The sequence below is a fragment of the Pseudomonas sp. WS 5078 genome (assembly GCF_012985745.1).
GTDB lineage: Bacteria > Pseudomonadota > Gammaproteobacteria > Pseudomonadales > Pseudomonadaceae > Aquipseudomonas > Aquipseudomonas lundensis_A.
The window spans coordinates 121,240-140,058 of record NZ_JAAQWX010000011.1 but is presented as its reverse complement, the minus strand read 5'-3'; the positions used below and the strand labels follow the sequence as shown (position 1 = coordinate 140,058).

The following is an 18,819-nucleotide window of genomic DNA, read 5'->3' as shown; positions in this document are numbered from 1 at the left end:
AAGTTAGTTAGCTTGCTATATTGCTGAGCCCGGACATTAAAAAGCCATGCCCTCTTTGAAGGGCATGGCTTTTTTGAACACGATGCAGTTAAGGCATTAACGCACTTATTACAAGATGTTCAGCGGGTACTCAACGATCACGCGAACGTCGTTGGTATCAACGCCGTAGTTGCTGGTGGTGCGATAAACCGAACTACGCAGGCGGAAGGACAGGTCTTTGGCCGGGCCTTCTTGCATCACGTATTTGCTCTCGAAGTTGAATTCGTGCTCTTTGCCTTCGCCTTCGGAGGTGGAGATATTGTCACCGTTGACATAACGGGCCATGAAGCTCAGGCCGGGTACGCCGTAGCTGGCCATGTTAAGGTCGTAACGACCCTGCCAGGAGCGCTCGTCCTTGCCGTTAAAGTCGGAGTACTGCACGGAGTTGGCGAGGAAAATAGAGCCGCCGCCGTCTACGCCGTAGTAGTAGCCGCTATCACCGGTAGAGCGCTGGTAGGCCAGGGTGAACTTGTGTGCGCCCAAGCTGTAGGCTGCTGCCAAACTCCAGATTTTGTTGTCGACGTCGCCCGCTAGCTCTTTGCCTTGGCTAGAAGTGCGGTAGCCGTTGAAGTCGAAGTTCAAGGCCTGAGATTCAGCAATCGGCAGGGTGTAGTTCAGGTTGATGTATTGCTTTTTGAAGTAATCATCAACGTCCGACGCTGCTACGCCGCCGACAAAATTGTCGGTGAACTGGTAGGTTGCGCCAGCAATATTGGCAGCCGTCAGGCCGGGTTCACCCGGACCGTTGATGCTGTCACGACCCATGCCAGTCTGGGAGCTCAGCGCGGTGAAGCGACCGGCGCTCAATTCCAGTCCCTTGATTTCCTTGCTGGTAATCAGGGTGCCGGTGGCTACTTCAGGCAGCAAGCGGCTGTCATCTGTGGAGAATACCGGGCTGGCTACGAATTGGTTGCCGTACTTCAGAACGGTGTCGGAGATGCGGAATTTTACCGCTCCGCCCATTTTCGACTGGGTATCTTCCGGATCGCCATTGCCCCGAGTGGCGAACAGGCCGTTACCTTGACGCCCTGCGCCGCCGTCCAGGCGCACAGTACCCATTGCGAAAGCATCCACGCCCACACCTACGGTGCCTTGAGTGAAGCCGGATTCGTAGTTGAGCAGTTCGCTCAAGCCCCAGTCTTCGCGATAACCGTTTTTGAAGCCGCCACCTTCTTTCGCGATGTTGCCAGCGCCATTGCGGTAGTCACGGTTCATGTACAGCATGCGGGTTTTGGAAGTCAGGGTGCTGTCTTCAATGAAACCCTTGGCTTCGTCCTGAGACGATGCCATTGCGAACTGCGTAGTCCCGGCTGATACAGCCAGTGCGATCATGCTCCACTTCATCACGCGCATCGTGATTTGCTCCTTTGGTTTTAGGAAGAGTACTGCCGTCCCACCTGAATTTTTATCTGGGGCGGCTCTTTCTTTTTGTGTCGGCGCAAACTTATATCACGCCGGCCCTATTGGCGATACTTACCCTCATAAGCTTTCAGCTTCTTTACAGCTGTGTCGCAAAACACGTTTTTTAAGTCGTAAATGTGCTGCTGCCAGGGGTGTTCGTACATGTTGTTGAAACTGTTTTGGGTGGTTGGTGTGGTGGGTTCTGTCATGGAACCACGGATTTAAACCGCCACTTATCTGCGGCTGGTCTATTGTTGATTATCGTAGCCCTGTTACATCCTTGAGCGCGCATCATCGACATGGACATGCTCTATGCAACAAGCATGCTCAAAGCTCGACATCTTTAGAAAAAAAATATTCATCGAGGATATCCAGCGTTCGTGCGGTCTGAAGCCGAGGGCTATGGACGTCAGGAGCAGGCGTTTCCGTATTTGTGTTACCCAACCTCCAGTTATTTAAATTGTGAGAGCGAAAAATGTTACCGGTTAACACCCGGCGCGCGAGCGGTGACGTTTGACTGCACTGAAATCATTCGGGCTGTGCAATTTTGGTGCATCTTTGTTGAATCACTGTTGCCTTGGGGCGTGAAGCAACTCTGGATCAGGGGTATCCTGCACTTCGCTGGCGGGCAGTTGATGAGTCTGGCTGCCTGTAAAATTACCGTCGCACAGGAGAACATTCAGTGTTCGTTTTGGATTCTCGTCTCAAACAGGATACGTGGCTGATGGGAGATTTCCCGTTGTGCAGCCTTCTGCTGTCCAATGACTCCAATTACCCCTGGTTCATTCTGGTGCCGCGACGCGAGGGTATCAGTGAGTTGTTTCAGTTGAATGATGATGATCAGCACTTGATGTGGCGTGAAACCACCGCATTGGCACGCGTGCTGAAGGATCTGTTTGCAGCGGACAAAATGAATGTGGCCACATTGGGTAATGTGGTCAAACAGATGCACATGCATGTAATCGTGCGGTACGTCACGGATGCTGCATGGCCCGGCCCGGTTTGGGGTAAACACCCGGCAAAGCCTTATGCTCGCGAAGAGGTACTTAGTTTGCGCAGCAGGTTGAAAGCGGTTCTCGGTGAAGCGTTGATAATTTCGGAGGGCGTGCTGTGACGCTTGAAGCTCGTGTGACAGATCTTGAAACCCGTTTGGCTTTTCAGGATGACACCATCCAGGCGCTGAATGATGTGCTGGTGGCCCAGCAAAATGCCGTAGATCGGTTGCAGATGCAGATTGCTGCTTTGCTTAAGCGCCAGGAAGAGATGGGGGGGCAGTTTGAGTCGTTTGAGGACGAGGCGCCCCCACCACATTATTGATCCTTCAGACAGATGATAAAAAACCGCGATCAGCCAGGCTGCTCGCGGTTTTTTATTGGGCGGTTAAATCAGCGGCGTGGCAGTGCCGCGATCACGTCTTCAGCCTGGAGGCCTTTATCACGGTTCATTACCGAAAATTCCACGCGCTGGCCTTCTACCAGAACGCGGTGGCCTTCGCCGCGAATGGCACGAAAGTGCACGAAAATATCATCGCCGGAGTCGCGGGAAATGAAGCCGAACCCTTTTGATGTGTTAAACCACTTCACGGTGCCGGTATCGCGGTTAGTCATGTCGTAGTTTGGTGAAGCTGACGACGGGGAGGATTTGTAAAAGCTAACCCCCAGATGTAGCAATACGGCCAAAAAGGCAGGCGCGAGGCTTAACAAAACTGCAGGTTGATCGCCGATCGGCAACAGCAGGCCAAACAGGGTCAGGGTTTGCAGAACCACAGACAGGACAAGCAAGGCGCTGACCAGATTTTGCAGTTGGTGGCGCGCACCTTTATTCCAGAACGGTATGACAGGGGCCAGGGTCAGGTTGAGCAAGCCGAGAAAAGCCAGGTATAGGGCATCGGCGTGTTGCAGGTAAGGGATAGCTTCAGACTGTAGGCTGGGTATAAAGGACAGCAGCAACGCCGCTGCTCCTGTCACCAAGTGGACGATTTTCAACATTTCGATTAACTCACATTAAGACGGATCGCAAGGAAGAGCTGATTGGGCACGGTTCGCTTCTGAAAAAAATGAAGGCGTTGGACACGTGCGGTGATCAGCCTATGCGCCTTCACCAAGCCTCGGTGGAGGCGACACGCTGCCTATTTAACAGTAAAGCGTGAAGCTTCTCAAATTATGCCTTCTGAACGGTAAATAAAGGTGCTTCCTTTGAGTCGGTAGGAATCGTCGTTTTCTAACAATGCTTTTGTCTGGGGACGGCGTTTGATTTGTTGTGATTGTGTTATGGCTATATTTAAGAGGGGGCGGGATACTTTGGATTTCCTTATGTGTGATGAATTTTGTTTCGCTTTGAAGTTGGGTTGTTTTGACATAAAGGCTATATATATTTGTTTGAGGGTTGGTGGGCTGGCGGGAGGGTGTATTAGGCACAGCAGTACACATATATATGGCGCGGCGTAAAAGTTGGCTGTAAGTCCATGCTGTATTTTATTTTATTACTGGGGCGAGGCATCAGGCTTGCCCGGATTTAAGTGGTGATGGCTCCGTGTGGCTGGCGTTTGAGGGCTTGAGGCTGAGCGTTCAAGAATTCATCCGGTGCAGCGGGAGAGCTCCTACGTATTTGCGGGTGAGATCCGCTGGATAAGAACTTTTACATAATGTTTTATGTAAGGGTGTTTCAAAGAATATTAATTAACTTAAATGGTGTTGCGATGGAGTGCTCTAAATATGGGGCGATTAATCAGGCATGAAGGGGTGGGTGGCAGAGTCGTTCAAAGAGTCAAGATTGATCCTGCTATTCTCGATTTTGGGATGTCGTTGGCGCGACCGTTATCGCGTTCGGTCAGGTTAAATGGATTTGCAACATGTCTGCGTCTTGAAGAGGTGTACTGGAAGGTGTTGTCGGACATTGCTCGCAATAATGATTGTTCAATAAATGCGTTGTTGTCGTATGTAGACAGGGAGGTTCATCTGCGGCATGGCGGGGTGAAAAACTTCAGCGGGCTGATTCGGGTTGTGTGTGTGATGCACCTCTCTAATGCTGTACGGGGATCGGCTGAGGCTCCACAAAAGCAGTTCTTTTGGGGGTGAGTGACCTTTAAGCCAAGCGAGTGCGGGTGTTCAGCTGCTTGTAACCGCTCAATATTTATGGTGCCTTTAGCTTCATATGGCCGTTCGCGCGGCTGCAAAGGCACGATTTACCAGATATAATCTCGCCCTTTGTGGCCCTCTGTAGGAGGGTGCCGCTATCGGATAGTCGAGATACGCCAATGCCCATGTACGATTATCAATGTGCTTCCTGCGGTCATCAGTTGGAAGCCATTCAAAAAATCAGTGACTCACCGCTGATTGATTGTCCTGCCTGCCAGGCGCCTGAGTTGAAAAAACTGCTGTCCATGCCTGGCTTTCGCTTGAGTGGCACGGGCTGGTATGAAACAGATTTCAAGACAGGCTCGAAAAAAAATCTGGCAGGCGGCGACAAATCCGACTGAGATCGAGCGAAAGCAGTCTGAATATGAGCGGGGTCTTGCGTGTCACTAACCACTGGTAATGGTGCGCAAGGCCTCCACCGAATTTCGAATTACGAGAAGTGAAACTACGACCATGATGCGCAGCCATTATTGCGGCCAACTGAACGAAAGCCTGGAAGGCCAGGAAATTACCCTTTGCGGATGGGTTCACCGTCGCCGTGACCACGGTGGGGTGATTTTCCTCGATATCCGTGATCGTGACGGTCTGGCCCAAGTGGTTTTCGATCCGGATCGTGCTGAAACCTTCGCTGCCGCGGATCGTGTGCGCAGTGAGTACGTCGTCAAAGTCACCGGCAAGGTGCGTCTGCGTCCGGCAGGTGCGGGCAACGCCAACATGGCGTCCGGTATGATCGAAGTGCTGGGTTACGAACTGGAAGTGTTGAACGAAGCAGAGACCCCTCCGTTCCCGCTTAACGAATTCTCTGATGTAGGCGAGGAGACCCGTCTGCGTTATCGCTTTATCGACCTGCGTCGCCCAGAAATGCTCGAGAAGCTACGCCTGCGTTCGCGCATGACCACCAGCATCCGTCGGTATCTCGACGAAAACGGCTTCCTGGATGTCGAAACACCGATTCTGACCCGCGCAACCCCAGAGGGTGCACGTGACTATCTGGTGCCAAGCCGTACTCATGCAGGCAGCTTCTTTGCCTTGCCTCAATCGCCACAGCTGTTTAAACAGCTGCTGATGGTTGCGGGTTTTGATCGCTACTACCAGATCGCCAAGTGCTTCCGCGACGAGGATTTGCGCGCAGATCGTCAGCCTGAGTTCACTCAGATTGACATTGAGACCAGCTTCCTTGATGAAAAAGACATCATGGGCCTGACCGAAGGCATGATTCGCACCCTGTTCAAGGAAGTGCTGGATCTGGAATTCGGCGAATTCCCGCACATGACGTTTGAAGAGGCCATGCGCCGTTATGGCTCCGACAAGCCTGACTTGCGTAACCCGCTTGAACTGGTAGATGTTGCCGATCAACTCAAAGACGTTGAATTCAAGGTCTTCAGCGGTCCGGCCAACGATCCTAAAAGCCGCGTTGCCGCGTTGCGCGTACCGGGCGGAGCGAGCATGCCGCGCAGCAAGATCGACGATTACACTAAGTTCGTTGGCATTTATGGTGCTCGCGGCCTGGCGTACATCAAGGTCAATGAGCGCGCCAAGGGTGTTGAGGGTCTGCAATCGCCGATCGTTAAAAACATTCCGGAAGCCAACCTCAATGTCATCCTGGATCGCGTAGGCGCTGTGGATGGCGATATCGTGTTCTTTGGCGCCGATAAAGCCAAGATCGTGAGTGAGGCACTGGGTGCGCTACGTATCAAGGTAGGTAACGACCTGAACCTGCTGACCTGTGAGTGGGCCCCGATGTGGGTCGTTGACTTCCCGATGTTCGAAGAGAACGAAGACGGTAGCTTCAGCGCCTTGCATCACCCGTTCACTGCGCCGAAGTGTTCGCCTGAAGAGCTGGAAGCCAATCCGGCAACCGCTCTTTCTCGTGCTTATGACATGGTGTTGAATGGTACCGAGCTCGGTGGCGGTTCGATCCGTATCCACCGTAAAGAAATGCAGCAAGCGGTCTTCCGTCTGTTGGGCATCAACGAGGCGGAACAGGAAGAGAAGTTTGGCTTCCTGCTGGACGCGCTGAAGTACGGTGCGCCGCCGCACGGTGGTCTGGCATTCGGCCTGGACCGCCTTGTCATGCTGATGACTGGCGCCCAGTCGATTCGTGAAGTGATTGCATTCCCTAAAACCCAGAGTGCTGCCTGCGTCATGACTCAAGCTCCGGGCATGGTGGACGCTAAGGCGTTGCGAGAGCTGCATATTCGTTTGCGTGAACAGCCTAAGGCTGAGTAATACGGAACACCGAAGGCGCATCCCCGGATGCGCCTTTCTCGTTGGACCGGAAATTTTATTGCTGGCTGGCCCTTCGGGCCAAGTTGGCAAGGTTTCAGACAAGGATTCGGAGTAGGTTATGGCAGGTCATTCTAAGTGGGCGAACATCAAGCACCGCAAAGAGCGTCAGGATGCCAAAAAAGGCAAAATTTTCACCAAGTGGATTCGTGAGCTGACTGTCGCGGCGCGTCAGGGTGGTGGTGACCCGGCGTCCAACCCAAGGCTGCGTCTGGCGCTGGACAAAGCGCTTGGAGCAAACATGAGCCGTGATGTCATTGATCGTGCTGTCGCCCGTGGTGCCGGTGCGGCTGATACCGATGACATGGTTGAGCTGAGTTACGAAGGCTACGGGCCTGGTGGCGTGGCGGTGATGGTTGAGTGCATGACCGACAACCGCAACCGGACTGCAGCAGCTGTGCGTCATGCTTTCAGCAAATGCGGCGGCAATCTGGGCACTGATGGCTCTGTGGCGTACTTGTTTGAGCGTAAAGGCCAGATTTCGTATACCGCGGGTGTTGATGAAGATGCCTTGATCGAAGCGGCTATGGAAGCAGATGCCGATGACGTTGTGACCAATGAAGACGGGTCGATCGATGTGTTCACATCATTTTCGAGCTTCTACGCAGTTCGCAACGCATTGGAGGCTGCAGGCTTCAAGCCGGCTGATGCCGAAATCGTAATGCTGCCCACCACGAGTGCCGAGCTGGATCTGGAGGGTGCTGAGAAGGTGCTCAAGCTGATCGACATGCTTGAGGATCTGGATGACGTGCAAAACGTTTACTCCAACGCCGAGATCCCCGAGGCTGTGCTGGAACAGCTTGCCTGATACCTCGCTGTAATCCTGGAAGCCGGAGGTGCAACGCTGCGATGATCGCAGGCTGTGCACCTCCGGCTTCTGCCTTTAAGCTGTCCGGGTTCATGCCCGAGGGCATCACTTCTAAAGCTGCAGGCGTTATGACTCTTATTCTTGGTATCGATCCCGGTTCGCGCATTACCGGCTATGGCGTGGTGCAGGACACCGGTCGTGGCTGTGTGTACGTGGCTTCGGGGTGTATTCGTACAGGCAACGGCGAAATGCATGAGCGGCTGCAGATCGTTTATCGCGGCGTGCGCGAAGTGATACAGACGTACGGCCCGGTTACGATGGGCATTGAAAAAGTATTTATGGGGCGTAATGCGGATTCGGCGTTAAAGCTGGGTCAGGCCCGGGGCGCAGCAATCGTTGCTGGCGGTGAGGAAAGTCTGGAAATCGCCGAGTACACGGCGACTCAAATCAAGCAGGCGGTTGCGGGTACCGGGGGCGCTAATAAAGAGCAGGTGATGATGATGGTCATGCATTTGCTCAAGCTGACGTCAAAACCGCAAATTGATGCTTCTGATGCGTTGGCAATTGCGTTGTGCCATGCGCACACGCGCTCCAGTTTGCTGCCTCACGGGTTGGGTGCTGCGCGCAGTCGGGGTGGTCGTCTGCGTCTATAGGGGGCGGGTGTCTCTGGTGTTGAGCGATTTGGGTGTTTGCCCGTGCAATCGTGCAGCGCCCCGTCTTATTAGTTAGCCATTGATCTGGCCTGAAAAAGGATCTGAAACGTGATTGGACGCTTGCGCGGTACTCTCGCTGAAAAACAGCCGCCTCACCTGATTCTGGATGTGAATGGCCTGGGTTATGAGGTGGAGGTTCCGATGACTACACTTTACCGCCTGCCTTCAATCGGTGAGCCGTTGACCCTGCACACCCATTTAGTGGTTCGCGAAGATGCGCAGTTGCTCTATGGTTTCAGTGGCAAGCGAGAGCGCGATTTTTTTCGCGAATTGATTCGGCTCAATGGCGTGGGCCCTAAATTGGCATTGGCACTGATGTCCAGTCTGGAAGTCGATGAGCTGGTGCGTTGTGTACAGGCCCAGGATACATCGGCGCTGACCAAGGTGCCGGGGGTTGGCAAGAAAACCGCCGAGCGCCTGTTGGTCGAACTGAAGGATCGGTTCAAAGCATGGGAGCAGGTGCCGAGCATGTTTGCGCTGGTGCCCAATCAGCCGGATGCCCCTGCGCAAGTCGCCAGCGCTGAAAGCGATGCGGTCAGCGCGTTGATCTCTTTGGGCTATAAACCTCAAGAGGCGAGTAAAGCAGTGTCGGCCATCAAGGATAAAACGTTGAGCAGTGAAGACATGATCCGCCGAGCCCTGAAGGGAATGATTTAAGTGATTGAAGCTGATCGTTTGATAACCGCTTCCAGCGGACGTGACCGCGAAGAGGTTCAGGATCGCGCGATCCGTCCATTGAGTCTGGCCGACTATATTGGTCAGCCGGCAGTGCGCGAGCAGATGGAGTTGTTTATCCAGGCTGCGCGTGGCCGTGCAGAGTCGTTGGACCACACGCTGATTTTTGGGCCGCCGGGCTTGGGTAAAACTACCCTGGCGAACATCATTGCGCAGGAAATGGGTGTTTCGATTAAAAGTACGTCGGGCCCGGTGCTTGAGAGGCCAGGGGACCTGGCAGCCCTGCTGACCAATCTGGAACCCCATGATGTGCTGTTCATTGATGAAATTCACCGGTTGTCGCCTATTGTCGAGGAAGTCTTGTACCCGGCCATGGAAGATTTTCAGCTGGACATCATGATCGGCGAGGGGCCTGCTGCGCGTTCGATCAAGCTGGATTTGCCGCCGTTTACGCTGGTTGGGGCGACAACCCGTGCCGGGATGCTGACCAATCCTTTGCGCGACCGCTTCGGCATTGTTCAGCGTCTTGAGTTTTATGGCATTGATGACCTGGCGACGATCGTCAGTCGTTCTGCGGGAATCTTCGGTTTGCCGCTGGATCCGGAAGGTGCATATGAAATTGCGCGGCGGGCCCGCGGTACACCGCGTATCGCCAATCGGTTGCTACGCCGTGTGCGCGACTTTGCCGAAGTGCGGGCCAAGGGGCATATCACCAAATCTGTGGCAGATCTGGCGCTCAATCTCCTGGATGTGGATGAACACGGTTTTGATCATCAGGACCGGCGATTGCTGTTGACCATGATCGAGAAATTCGATGGGGGGCCGGTGGGGGTCGACAGTCTTGCGGCAGCGATCAGTGAAGAGCGCCATACCATCGAGGATGTGCTGGAACCGTACTTGATTCAGCAAGGCTATATCATGCGTACGCCGCGAGGGCGTGTAGTGACCCGGCATGCGTATTTGCACTTTGGTCTGAATATTCCGTCACGTTTGGGCGAAATGCCGAGCGCAGATGAATTCTCGAATGCGCAGGATGATTAATTAAGCCGTAATGAGTCGATTTTTTTGCCGTTTTTGATGTCACAAGGGCTGGCGCTGAAAATCCTGAGTCTTAAAGTCTAAGAAGAGTGAAAAACAGTGGTCTGGCGGATTGGCAACCTGAGGAGTAAGCACTAGAGTATGCGCGCGCAAAACAGGCTTGAGCCGTTCGCACATCGCTGTCGCGTTTATTACGAAGACACCGATGCGGGTGGCGTCGTGTATTACGTAAATTATCTAAAGTTTATGGAGCGGGCTCGAACCGAAAGGCTGCGGGAACTGGGGTTTGCCCAGTCCGAGCTGGTAGGGGAGAACCTGTTATTTGTCGTGCATTCCAGCGAGGCGCGTTATCACGCACCGGCGCGACTGGACGACGAACTGTTGGTAACTGCGCAAGTAATAGAACTCAACCGTGCCAGCCTGCGTTTCAAACAGCAGGTCTGGCGGGCTGCGGACTCAACGTTGCTCTGCGAAGGGCAGTTTTTGGTGGCCTGTGTGCGCGCCGATAGTTTCAAACCCCGGGCCATTCCCGAAGCTTTACGTACGGCCTTTGCCGACGTGAGCGGCGCGGGTAAACATTTAGAGCAGGAGATAAAGCGTGGAAGCTAACGTCGTCGACCATTCCTCCATGTGGAGCTTGGTCAGCAATGCCAGCATTGTTGTGCAATTGGTAATGTTGACCCTGCTGGCCGCATCGGTTACCTCGTGGGTCATGATTTTTCAGCGCAGCACCATGCTGCGCGCCGGTCGACGTGCCCTGGAAAGCTTTGAAGAGCGCTTCTGGTCGGGTATCGATCTGTCCAAGTTGTACCGCCAGGCAGGTAGCAATCCGGATCCTGATTCGGGCGTTGAGCAGATCTTTCGTGCAGGATTCAAGGAGTTTTCCCGTCTGCGTCAGCAGCCAGGTGTAGATCCTGAGGCTGTCATGGAAGGTGTGGCCCGTGCCATGCGTGTAGCAATTTCCCGTGAAGAAGAAAAACTGGAGCAAAGCCTGCCGTTCCTCGCGACAGTTGGTTCTGTGAGCCCTTACATCGGTCTGTTCGGTACGGTGTGGGGCATCATGAACTCATTCCGCGGTTTGGCGACGGCTCAGCAGGCCACGCTGGCGACTGTGGCGCCAGGTATTGCCGAAGCGCTGGTCGCTACGGCAATCGGTCTGTTTGCTGCAATTCCAGCCGTTATCGCTTACAACCGCTTTGCTGCGCGTAGTGAAACCCTTATCGGTCGCTACTACACCTTCGCCGATGAATTCCAGGCGATCCTGCACCGTAAAGTGCACACCAGCGAAGAATAAGCAGGTACTTTCCAATGGCTTTAATCGCTCGAGCTCGCAAGAAGCGCAAGCCGGTCGCCGAGATGAACGTGGTGCCTTACATCGACGTGATGTTGGTACTGTTGGTCATTTTCATGGTGACTGCGCCCATGCTCAATCAGGGTGTGAAAGTGGATTTGCCCAAAGTCTCCAGTGAGGCTTTGCCGCAAGACAACAACACTCAGGTTCTGACTATTTCGATCAAGGCTGACAAGACCTACTTCTGGAACCTTGGCAGCGAAGTCGATACTGAAAAACAGATGGACAAGGCCATGACCTTGCCGCAAATGACAGATGCCGTCACCAAAATCATTCGTGCTGGCAACGAAGGCGGCAAGCATACTCAGGTCTTCATTCGCGGCGACAAGTCTGTGGATTATGGCGCGGTGATGGGAGCCATGGGGGGCTTGCAGAAAGCCGGCGTCGGTAATGTTGGCTTGATCACAGAGGCTCCCTGATGCGCGAACAGCGGGAGCCGTCCGCCTCTGAAAACTATTTTTGGCCTACAGTTTGGGCCGTAGGGCTGCACGTTCTGATTTTTGGCATGCTGTTCGCCAGTTTTGCCATGACGCCGGAACTGCCTCCCTCGAAGCCGATTGTTCAAGCAACCTTGTATCAACTGAAGTCAAAAAGTCAGGCGACCACCCAGACCAATCAAAAGATTGCGGGTGAGGCAAAGAAATCTGCCGCACGTCAGACCGAAGTTGAGCAGATGGAGCAAAAAAAGGTTGAGCAAGAGGCCGTGAAAGCGGCGGAACAAAAGAAAGAAGAGGCTGCCGAGAAAGCAGCAGAGGCCAAGAAGGCTGACGAAGCCAAGGCCAGTGAAGCGAAGAAGGCTGAGGAAGCTAAAAAGGCTGACGAAGCCAAGAAAGCAGACGACGCTAAAAAAGCCACTGAAGCCAAAAAAGCCGAAGAGAAAAAGTTGGCTGATATAGCCAAGAAAAAGTCTGAGGAAGAGGCCAAAAAAGCCGCTGAAGAAGAGGCGAAGAAAAAGGCCGCCGAAGAAGCCAAGAAAAAGATTGTCGAAGATGCGAAGAAGAAAGCTGCTGAAGATGCCAAGAAAAAGGCCGTAGCGGATGAGGCGAAGAAGAAAGCCGCCGAAGACGCCAAGAAAAAAGCGGCTGCTGATGCTGCCAAGAAAAAGGCAGTAGAAGCAGCACGTAAATCGACCGAAGAGAAAAAGGCGCAAGCCTTGGCAGATTTGCTTTCCGATACGCCTCAACGTCAACAAGCCTTGGCAGAGGAGCAGGGCGATGAGGTCGCCGGCAGTTTTGATGACCTGATTCGTGCCCGGGCAGCAGAAGGTTGGGCTCGTCCTCCTTCGGCTCGCAAGAACATGACAGTGGTGCTGCAAATTGGCATGTTGCCGGATGGCACGGTAACTTCGGTTACGGTTGCCAGATCCAGTGGTGACGGACCTTTTGACAGTTCGGCTGTGGCGGCGGTCAAGAACATTGGCCGTTTAACGGAGATGCAGGGCCTGAAGCCCAGCGAATTCAATCCTTATCGATCATTCAAGATGACATTCACACCTGAGGATCTAGCCTTGTGATTAACTTTTTTCGAGGACTGCTCGTCGTCGTCTGCTGCTTCGCAGGGATGGCAATGGCAGAAGAAAAGAACATTCTGGTCACTAGCGGTAGCGACCGGGCCACACCTATTGCCGTGGTTCCATTTGGCTGGCAGGGCGGTTCCGTTCTGCCGGATGACATGGCTGAAATCATTGGCAATGACCTGCGTAACTCGGGCTACTACGCACCGATTCCAAAGCAGAACATGATCAGCTTGCCGACCCAGGCCAGCGAAGTCATTTTCCGTGACTGGAAAGCGTTAGGTGCCCAGTACGTGATGGTCGGCAATATTGTCCCGGCCGGCGGTCGTTTGCAGGTTCAATATGCCCTGTTCAATGTGGCCACCGAGCAACCGGTTCTGACCGGTAGTGTCTCCGGTACTGCTGAGCAGCTGCGTGATATGGCGCATTACATCTCCGACCAGTCATTTGAAAAACTGACCGGTATTAAAGGCGCATTCTCAACCCGTTTACTCTACGTAACGGCTGAGCGCGCCAGTGCCAATAACACCCGCTATACCTTGCAGCGTTCGGATTACGACGGTGCACGTGCTGTCACGCTGCTGCAATCGCGTGAACCGATTCTGTCGCCTCGTTTCGCGCCAGACGGCAAGCGCATCGCCTATGTCTCGTTTGAGCAAAAACGTCCGCGTATCTTCATGCAGAACATTGATACCGGTCGTCGTGAGCAAATCACCAACTTCGAAGGCCTTAACGGTGCCCCTGCGTGGTCTCCGGACGGTTCGAAGCTGGCATTTGTGTTGTCTAAAGATGGTAACGCTGAAATTTACGTAATGAATCTGGCGTCCCGTCAGCTGACTCGCGTGACTAACAGCCCGGCTATCGATACCGAACCGTTCTGGGGCAAGGATGGGTCAACCATCTACTTCACCTCTGACCGCGGCGGTAAACCACAAATCTACAAAACCACAGTTGGTAGCGGTAATGCAGAGCGCGTGACATTTATCGGGAACTACAACGCCAGTCCGAAGCTTTCGGCAGACGAAAAGACCCTGGTAATGATTCATCGTCAGGATGGCTTCACCAATTTCCGTGTGGCAGCGCAAGATTTGCAGCGTGGAAGCGTGAAAATCCTCACAGATACCAACCTTGATGAGTCAGCTACTGTTGCGCCCAACGGCACCATGGTAATCTACGCCACCCGCCAGCAGGGCCGGGGAGTCTTGATGCTCGTGTCCATTAATGGACGCGTAAGGCTCCCTCTTCCTACCGCTCAAGGCGAAGTCAGAGAACCTTCCTGGTCCCCTTACCTGAACTGACGTGGTGATAGCTTTACGTTGCACTTAACACTTGGGGTTCATTAGGAGTTTTACGATGGAAATGCTGAAGTTTGGTAAATTTGCTGCGCTGGCACTGGCCATGGCTGTAGCTGTAGGTTGCTCGTCTAAAGGCGGCGACAATGCCGGTGAAGGCGCTGCTGTTGATCCAAACGCTGGTTATGGCGCAAACACAGGCGCTGTTGATGGCTCCCTGAGCGAAGAAGCTGCTCTGCGTGCTATCACTGTTTTCTACTTCGAATACGACAGTTCGGACCTGAAACCAGAAGCTATGCGCGCTCTGGACGTTCACGCAAAAGACCTGAAAGCTAACGGCGCTCGCGTTGTTCTGGAAGGTAACACTGACGCCCGTGGTACTCGTGAGTACAACATGGCACTGGGCGAGCGTCGTGCGAAAGCCGTTCAACGCTACCTGGTTCTGCAAGGTGTTTCTCCAGCACAGCTGGAGCTGGTGTCCTACGGTAAAGAGCGTCCGATCGCTACTGGCAACGACGAACAGTCGTGGGCTCAGAACCGTCGCGTCGAACTGCGTAAGTAATTCGTCATGCGAACGTGCCGCCGTGCTGTAACTATTCTGACTCTCAGCTTTATGCCGCTTGCGGCCTGGGCTGCGGTTCCTGTGGTCGATGACAACTCTGGCTATAACAATAGCGGGGGGAGTTATCCGTCAACGGGTTACGGTGCGAGCGGCGCCTATGCCGGGGGAGGGGTTTCGGCCCCTGTCTCGGCACAGGGCGAGCTGTTCAACCAGTTGCAACAAATGCAGGAACAGATTGCACGCCAACAGGGTGTAATCGAAGTTCTGCAGAATGATATTTCGCGCATGAAGCAAGAAAGCCTGGAGCGATACCAGGAACTTGATCGGCGTATTGGTGTTGGCATTGCTCCTGCTGCCGCGCCTGATAATTCTTCATCTGGTGGTGCCAGTACGACCGCCAGTAATACGGCTGCACCTGCTCCTCAGGCTGCTGCCAGTTCTGAACCGGGTGATCCGGCGAAAGAAAAGCTCTATTACGATGCTGCTTTTGACTTGATCAAGGCTAAAGACTTCGACAAGGCCAGCCAGGCGTTCAGTGCCTTTTTGCGTAAATACCCTAACAGTCAGTATGCCGGTAACGCTCAATATTGGCTGGGTGAGGTGAATCTGGCTAAAGGTGATTTGCAGGCTGCAGGCCAGGCGTTCGCCAAAGTCAGTCAGCTTTATCCCAAGCATGGGAAAGTGCCTGACTCGTTGTATAAGTTGGCTGATGTTGAGCGCCGTTTGGGGCATGCCGATAAGGTTAAAGGCATCCTCCAGCAAGTGGTGTCCCAATACCCGGGCACCTCTGCAGCGCAATTGGCCCAGCGCGATTTGCAGCGCATGTAAGCTATCGAGTGTTTTCATCGAGAAACCCGCGCCTGTCGCGGGTTTTTTCGTTAGAATCCACGCCCTTTTATGAAATACGCTCTTCTGAGTACTGCGTTGGCAGATTCCTTGGAGTGCCTGACGGAGGCGGACAGCCTGTTTAGCTGTTACGCCCGTGGCGGATATGCAAGACACATTGAGAATTACCGAAGTTTTTTACTCGTTGCAGGGTGAAACGCGAACGGCTGGCTTGCCTACCGTTTTTGTTCGCCTAACCGGTTGCCCTTTACGCTGTGGTTATTGCGACAGCGCTTACGCATTCAGTGGCGGCACTGTAAGGCCTCTGAAGGACATACTTGAGCAGGTGGCGAGTTATCGTCCGCGCTATGTATGTGTTACAGGGGGGGAGCCGCTAGCCCAGCCCAATGTAATTCCTTTGATGACGCAGCTTTGCGATGCCGGATATGAAGTCTCCATCGAGACCAGTGGTGCGCTGGATATTTCGGCAGTGGATCCCCGCGTCAGTCGTGTGCTTGATCTGAAGACTCCTGGCTCTAAAGAGTCCCATCGTAATCTCTACGAAAATATCGCGTTGTTGACATGCAATGATCAGGTCAAGTTTGTGATCTGTTCGCGTGATGACTACGACTGGGCGGTTTCGAAGTTGATCGAGTATGGGTTAGAGCGGCGAGCCGGAGAGGTGCTGTTCTCGCCAAGCCATCATGATTTGTCGGCCCGTGAACTGGCCGACTGGATCGTTGCCGACAACTTGCCGGTGCGTTTGCAAATGCAGTTGCACAAATACTTATGGAACGATGAGCCGGGGCGCTGAAATGACAGAACAATCGGTTGTACAAGAGAAAAGAGCAGTCATTCTATTGTCGGGCGGTCTGGATTCGGCGACTGTTGTCGCCATGGCCCGCGCCGAAGGTTACAGCTGCTACACCATGAGCTTTGATTACGGTCAGCGCCATCGTGCGGAGCTTGATGCCGCTGCGCGTGTTGCCCGTGATCTGGGCGTCATTGACCACAAGGTCATTGGGCTGAACCTGGACGGTATCGGAGGCTCAGCGCTAACTGACAGCTCGATTGACGTGCCTGAGGCCCCGAGTGAAGGTATTCCGGTCACCTATGTCCCCGCGCGTAATACGGTGTTCCTGTCGTTGGCATTGGGTTGGGCCGAGGTGCTGGAGGCGCAAGATATTTTCATCGGTGTGAACGCTGTGGACTATTCAGGCTATCCGGACTGTCGTCCAGAGTTTGTAGAGGCTTTCGAAGTCATGGCAAATCTTGCTACCAAAGCGGGTGTCGAGGGTAAGCCGTTCAGTATCAAGGCTCCTCTGCAAAGCCTGAGCAAAGCGCAGATTGTCCAGGCGGGTGCAAAGTTGGGTGTCGACTATTCGCTGACTGTTTCGTGCTATCAGGCCGACGACCAAGGTCGTGCATGCGGCAAATGCGATAGCTGCCGTTTGCGTGCAGATGGCTTCGCAGCTGCCGGAATCAAAGATCCAACCCGTTATTTTTGACTTATTTCATATTTATTTTTAATCGGGTGTTGAATTCTCGTTAAAAATCAGTATTATACGTCCCACAACGAAGCGGGTCGTTAGCTCAGTTGGTAGAGCAGTTGGCTTTTAACCAATTGGTCGTAGGTTCGAATCCCACACGACCCACCATATCGCTACATCAAAACAGCCGGTCAGTACCTCAGGGTCTACCGGCTTTTTTGTGTCTGTCATTTGGCGAGCGTGCGGGCTAAAGGCGAAAACGCATATTCCTCCATTCGGGCCAGAAATCATCAATTTTCGACTATTGGTTTTTAGGCTTTTCATGATCTCAATGTGGTTCTAGCACATTGGAGGCAATTTCTATAAAAATACGAAGTGCGTGTCAGATTTGGGTTTTGCGCTATGAAGGAAAGTTGTTCTGAGCGTAGAAGTACTTTTCTTGTGCGTGATTTCGCATGCGTAGCAGCGTGCTAATGGCGTTTCTCTGAGCGAGCGTTTTCCCGGTTCGTGCCCGTACCGAATCGCCCCGGATTCTCTAGGCACCTTGCAAGCTCATTGGACTGCCCCCGGCGCAATAGACATCTCCAGCCTATGCTTTGAGCATAGGAGGAAGTCTATGAGCACCCAACGATTCACGCCGGAATTCAAGGCAGAAGCCGTGAGGCAAGTTATTGAACGCGGATACTCCGTTGCGGAAACAGCCGAGCGCCTCGGCGTTTCGACCCACAGCCTCTACAAATGGGTCAAAGCTGTGACGCCTGACAAAACCGAGAAACAGGCCAGCGAGTTGCTCGTAGCCAAAAGCGAGATTTTGCGGCTGCGAGCCCAAATGCGACGCTTGGAAGAAGAGCGCGACATATTAAAAAAAGCAGCGCGATACTTCGCCAGGGAACCCGAGTGAAATACCGCTTCATTAACGAGCACCGACATCAATACGCGATCACTACGCTGTGTCGGGTTTTGCGAGTTGCTCGTGCCGGGTTCTATCAATGGCTACACAAGCCTGTTTCTGATCGCGAAAAAGAGAATAGTCGGCTGTTAGGGCTGATCCGCGACTCCTATGCGGCCAGTCGAGGTGTGTATGGCGCACGGAGGGTGTTTGCTGACTTGCGCGAGGCTGGAGAAAGTTGCGGCAAGCACCGTGTCGCGGCATTGATGCGCACCAATATAATCAAGGCGCTCAGAGGCTATAAAGCCCCGCGCGCAATCAAAGGCAGATCATCGATCATTGCCCCCAATCGACTCAACCGGGCCTTCACTGTCGATGCCCCGAATAAGGCTTGGGTGACCGATATCACTTACATCCGAACGTGGTAGGGATGGCTATATCTGGCTGTCGTACTGGATCTGTACGCTCGCAAGGTGGTCGGCTGGTCAATGAAGCCAACGCGAGGCAAGGAGCTGGCGCTGGACGCGCTGCTCATGGCGGTATGGCGCCGTAAACCCAAAATCAGAGTCATCGTGCATTCGGATCAGGGGAGCCAATATGGTAGCGATGACTGGAAACGTTTTTGTCAGGCCCACCACCTCGAGCCGAGTATGAGCCGCCGAGGAAATGGCCCGTGCCGACGTATTCGATTACATTGAGGCGTTTTACAACCGAACGCGTCACAGTCACCTGGGCGGCGTCAGTCCTTAGGCCTTTGAAAGTGCCTCACTTTGAGGCTGGAAAATGTCTACGGGAGCGGG

General features: G+C 53.6%; 20 protein-coding genes, 1 tRNA gene and 1 pseudogene. 20 read left to right on the top strand and 2 right to left on the bottom strand.

Going from position 1 to position 18,819, the window contains the following annotated elements:
- Positions 1–108 precede the first annotated feature (108 nt).
- A complete protein-coding gene (locus HBN68_RS15920; protein ID WP_094994962.1) occupies positions 109–1,392 on the bottom strand; it encodes an OprD family porin in 1,284 nt (427 codons plus the stop codon).
- A 730-nt stretch (positions 1,393–2,122) separates the two neighbouring features.
- On the opposite strand from HBN68_RS15920, the gene HBN68_RS15915 reads away from it, so the two are divergent.
- Positions 2,123–2,554, top strand: a complete 432-nt coding sequence (locus HBN68_RS15915) for an HIT domain-containing protein (RefSeq protein ID WP_169965207.1) — start codon at positions 2,123–2,125, stop codon at positions 2,552–2,554.
- The gene (locus HBN68_RS15910) at positions 2,551–2,757 is read left to right on the top strand and encodes a SlyX family protein (protein ID WP_047278009.1); all 207 of its coding nucleotides are present in this window, start codon (positions 2,551–2,553) and stop codon (positions 2,755–2,757) included. The genes HBN68_RS15915 and HBN68_RS15910 overlap by 4 nt, the downstream gene beginning before the upstream one ends.
- 68 nt (positions 2,758–2,825) lie before the next feature.
- Here the strand turns inward: HBN68_RS15910 and HBN68_RS22400 are convergent, their stop codons facing one another.
- Positions 2,826–3,428 carry a cold-shock protein gene (locus tag HBN68_RS22400; RefSeq protein ID WP_094994964.1) on the bottom strand — a complete coding sequence of 201 codons (603 nt, stop codon included), beginning with the start codon at positions 3,426–3,428 and terminating at the stop codon, positions 2,826–2,828.
- Positions 3,429–4,154: 726 nt separating this feature from the next.
- Between HBN68_RS22400 and HBN68_RS15900 the strand changes: the two genes are divergently transcribed.
- The 18 genes and pseudogenes from HBN68_RS15900 (at position 4,155) to HBN68_RS15810 (ending at position 18,769) form a co-directional block, all read left to right on the top strand.
- Complete coding sequence (locus HBN68_RS15900) at positions 4,155–4,517, top strand: ribbon-helix-helix domain-containing protein (protein ID WP_094994965.1); 363 nt, start codon at positions 4,155–4,157, stop codon at positions 4,515–4,517.
- Positions 4,518–4,696: 179 nt separating this feature from the next.
- Positions 4,697–4,918, top strand: a complete 222-nt coding sequence (locus tag HBN68_RS15895; protein ID WP_094994966.1) for a zinc ribbon domain-containing protein — start codon at positions 4,697–4,699, stop codon at positions 4,916–4,918.
- 112 nt (positions 4,919–5,030) lie between these two features.
- Positions 5,031–6,806 (top strand): aspartate--tRNA ligase, encoded by a 1,776-nt coding sequence (gene aspS, locus HBN68_RS15890; protein WP_094994967.1) that lies wholly within the window; start codon positions 5,031–5,033, stop codon positions 6,804–6,806.
- A gap of 118 nt (positions 6,807–6,924) precedes the next feature.
- On the top strand, positions 6,925–7,671 hold the full coding sequence (locus HBN68_RS15885; protein ID WP_094994968.1) for a YebC/PmpR family DNA-binding transcriptional regulator: 747 nt from the start codon (positions 6,925–6,927) through the stop codon (positions 7,669–7,671).
- A 128-nt stretch (positions 7,672–7,799) separates the two neighbouring features.
- Positions 7,800–8,324, top strand: coding sequence for a crossover junction endodeoxyribonuclease RuvC (gene ruvC, locus HBN68_RS15880; protein WP_094994978.1), 525 nt, complete (start codon positions 7,800–7,802; stop codon positions 8,322–8,324).
- A gap of 108 nt (positions 8,325–8,432) precedes the next feature.
- Positions 8,433–9,041 carry a Holliday junction branch migration protein RuvA gene (ruvA, locus tag HBN68_RS15875; protein ID WP_094994969.1) on the top strand — a complete coding sequence of 203 codons (609 nt, stop codon included), beginning with the start codon at positions 8,433–8,435 and terminating at the stop codon, positions 9,039–9,041.
- Positions 9,042–10,100: a Holliday junction branch migration DNA helicase RuvB gene (gene ruvB, locus HBN68_RS15870; protein ID WP_094994970.1), complete on the top strand. Its 1,059-nt coding sequence runs from the start codon at positions 9,042–9,044 to the stop codon at positions 10,098–10,100. It abuts the gene before it with no gap.
- Positions 10,101–10,238: 138 nt separating this feature from the next.
- Positions 10,239–10,706 carry a tol-pal system-associated acyl-CoA thioesterase gene (ybgC, locus tag HBN68_RS15865; RefSeq protein WP_047277999.1) on the top strand — a complete coding sequence of 156 codons (468 nt, stop codon included), beginning with the start codon at positions 10,239–10,241 and terminating at the stop codon, positions 10,704–10,706.
- On the top strand, positions 10,696–11,391 hold the full coding sequence (tolQ, locus tag HBN68_RS15860) for a protein TolQ (RefSeq protein ID WP_047277996.1): 696 nt from the start codon (positions 10,696–10,698) through the stop codon (positions 11,389–11,391). The genes ybgC and tolQ overlap by 11 nt, the downstream gene beginning before the upstream one ends.
- 23 nt (positions 11,392–11,414) lie before the next feature.
- A complete protein-coding gene (tolR, locus tag HBN68_RS15855) occupies positions 11,415–11,867 on the top strand; it encodes a protein TolR (RefSeq protein ID WP_162199712.1) in 453 nt (150 codons plus the stop codon).
- Positions 11,867–12,961: a cell envelope integrity protein TolA gene (tolA, locus tag HBN68_RS15850; protein WP_094994972.1), complete on the top strand. Its 1,095-nt coding sequence runs from the start codon at positions 11,867–11,869 to the stop codon at positions 12,959–12,961. Before tolR ends, tolA begins: the two co-directional genes overlap by 1 nt.
- A gap of 47 nt (positions 12,962–13,008) precedes the next feature.
- Positions 13,009–14,259 carry a Tol-Pal system beta propeller repeat protein TolB gene (tolB, locus tag HBN68_RS15845; RefSeq protein ID WP_213936080.1) on the top strand — a complete coding sequence of 417 codons (1,251 nt, stop codon included), beginning with the start codon at positions 13,009–13,011 and terminating at the stop codon, positions 14,257–14,259.
- A 55-nt stretch (positions 14,260–14,314) separates the two neighbouring features.
- A complete protein-coding gene (pal, locus tag HBN68_RS15840) occupies positions 14,315–14,815 on the top strand; it encodes a peptidoglycan-associated lipoprotein Pal (protein WP_003441254.1) in 501 nt (166 codons plus the stop codon).
- 6 nt (positions 14,816–14,821) lie between these two features.
- Entirely contained in the window at positions 14,822–15,643 is an 822-nt protein-coding gene (ybgF, locus tag HBN68_RS15835; RefSeq protein ID WP_169965206.1) for a tol-pal system protein YbgF, read from the top strand.
- Positions 15,644–15,806: 163 nt separating this feature from the next.
- A complete protein-coding gene (gene queE, locus HBN68_RS15830; protein WP_094994975.1) occupies positions 15,807–16,454 on the top strand; it encodes a 7-carboxy-7-deazaguanine synthase QueE in 648 nt (215 codons plus the stop codon).
- A 1-nt stretch (position 16,455) separates the two neighbouring features.
- Positions 16,456–17,148 carry a 7-cyano-7-deazaguanine synthase QueC gene (gene queC, locus HBN68_RS15825; protein WP_094994979.1) on the top strand — a complete coding sequence of 231 codons (693 nt, stop codon included), beginning with the start codon at positions 16,456–16,458 and terminating at the stop codon, positions 17,146–17,148.
- A 74-nt stretch (positions 17,149–17,222) separates the two neighbouring features.
- Positions 17,223–17,298 (top strand) — tRNA-Lys (locus tag HBN68_RS15820).
- 448 nt (positions 17,299–17,746) lie between these two features.
- Positions 17,747–18,769 (top strand): annotated as a pseudogene (locus tag HBN68_RS15810) (IS3 family transposase).
- The last annotated feature ends 50 nt before the right edge of the window (positions 18,770–18,819 follow it).

What these genes read in the sequence shown, in the direction of transcription:
- HBN68_RS15920 (WP_094994962.1), bottom strand. Translation starts at nt 1,392, where the DNA reads ATGCGCGTGATGAAGTGGAGCATGATCGCACTGGCTGTATCAGCCGGG.
- ruvC (WP_094994978.1), top strand. Translation starts at nt 7,800, where the DNA reads ATGACTCTTATTCTTGGTATCGATCCCGGTTCGCGCATTACCGGCTAT.
- tolB (WP_213936080.1), top strand. Translation starts at nt 13,009, where the DNA reads ATGGCAATGGCAGAAGAAAAGAACATTCTGGTCACTAGCGGTAGCGAC.
- queC (WP_094994979.1), top strand. Translation starts at nt 16,456, where the DNA reads ATGACAGAACAATCGGTTGTACAAGAGAAAAGAGCAGTCATTCTATTG.
- HBN68_RS15885 (WP_094994968.1), top strand. Translation starts at nt 6,925, where the DNA reads ATGGCAGGTCATTCTAAGTGGGCGAACATCAAGCACCGCAAAGAGCGT.
- HBN68_RS15900 (WP_094994965.1), top strand. Translation starts at nt 4,155, where the DNA reads ATGGGGCGATTAATCAGGCATGAAGGGGTGGGTGGCAGAGTCGTTCAA.
- pal (WP_003441254.1), top strand. Translation starts at nt 14,315, where the DNA reads ATGGAAATGCTGAAGTTTGGTAAATTTGCTGCGCTGGCACTGGCCATG.
- aspS (WP_094994967.1), top strand. Translation starts at nt 5,031, where the DNA reads ATGATGCGCAGCCATTATTGCGGCCAACTGAACGAAAGCCTGGAAGGC.
- ybgF (WP_169965206.1), top strand. Translation starts at nt 14,822, where the DNA reads ATGCGAACGTGCCGCCGTGCTGTAACTATTCTGACTCTCAGCTTTATG.
- HBN68_RS22400 (WP_094994964.1), bottom strand. Translation starts at nt 3,428, where the DNA reads ATGTTGAAAATCGTCCACTTGGTGACAGGAGCAGCGGCGTTGCTGCTG.
- tolA (WP_094994972.1), top strand. Translation starts at nt 11,867, where the DNA reads ATGCGCGAACAGCGGGAGCCGTCCGCCTCTGAAAACTATTTTTGGCCT.
- ybgC (WP_047277999.1), top strand. Translation starts at nt 10,239, where the DNA reads ATGCGCGCGCAAAACAGGCTTGAGCCGTTCGCACATCGCTGTCGCGTT.
- HBN68_RS15895 (WP_094994966.1), top strand. Translation starts at nt 4,697, where the DNA reads ATGCCCATGTACGATTATCAATGTGCTTCCTGCGGTCATCAGTTGGAA.
- queE (WP_094994975.1), top strand. Translation starts at nt 15,807, where the DNA reads ATGCAAGACACATTGAGAATTACCGAAGTTTTTTACTCGTTGCAGGGT.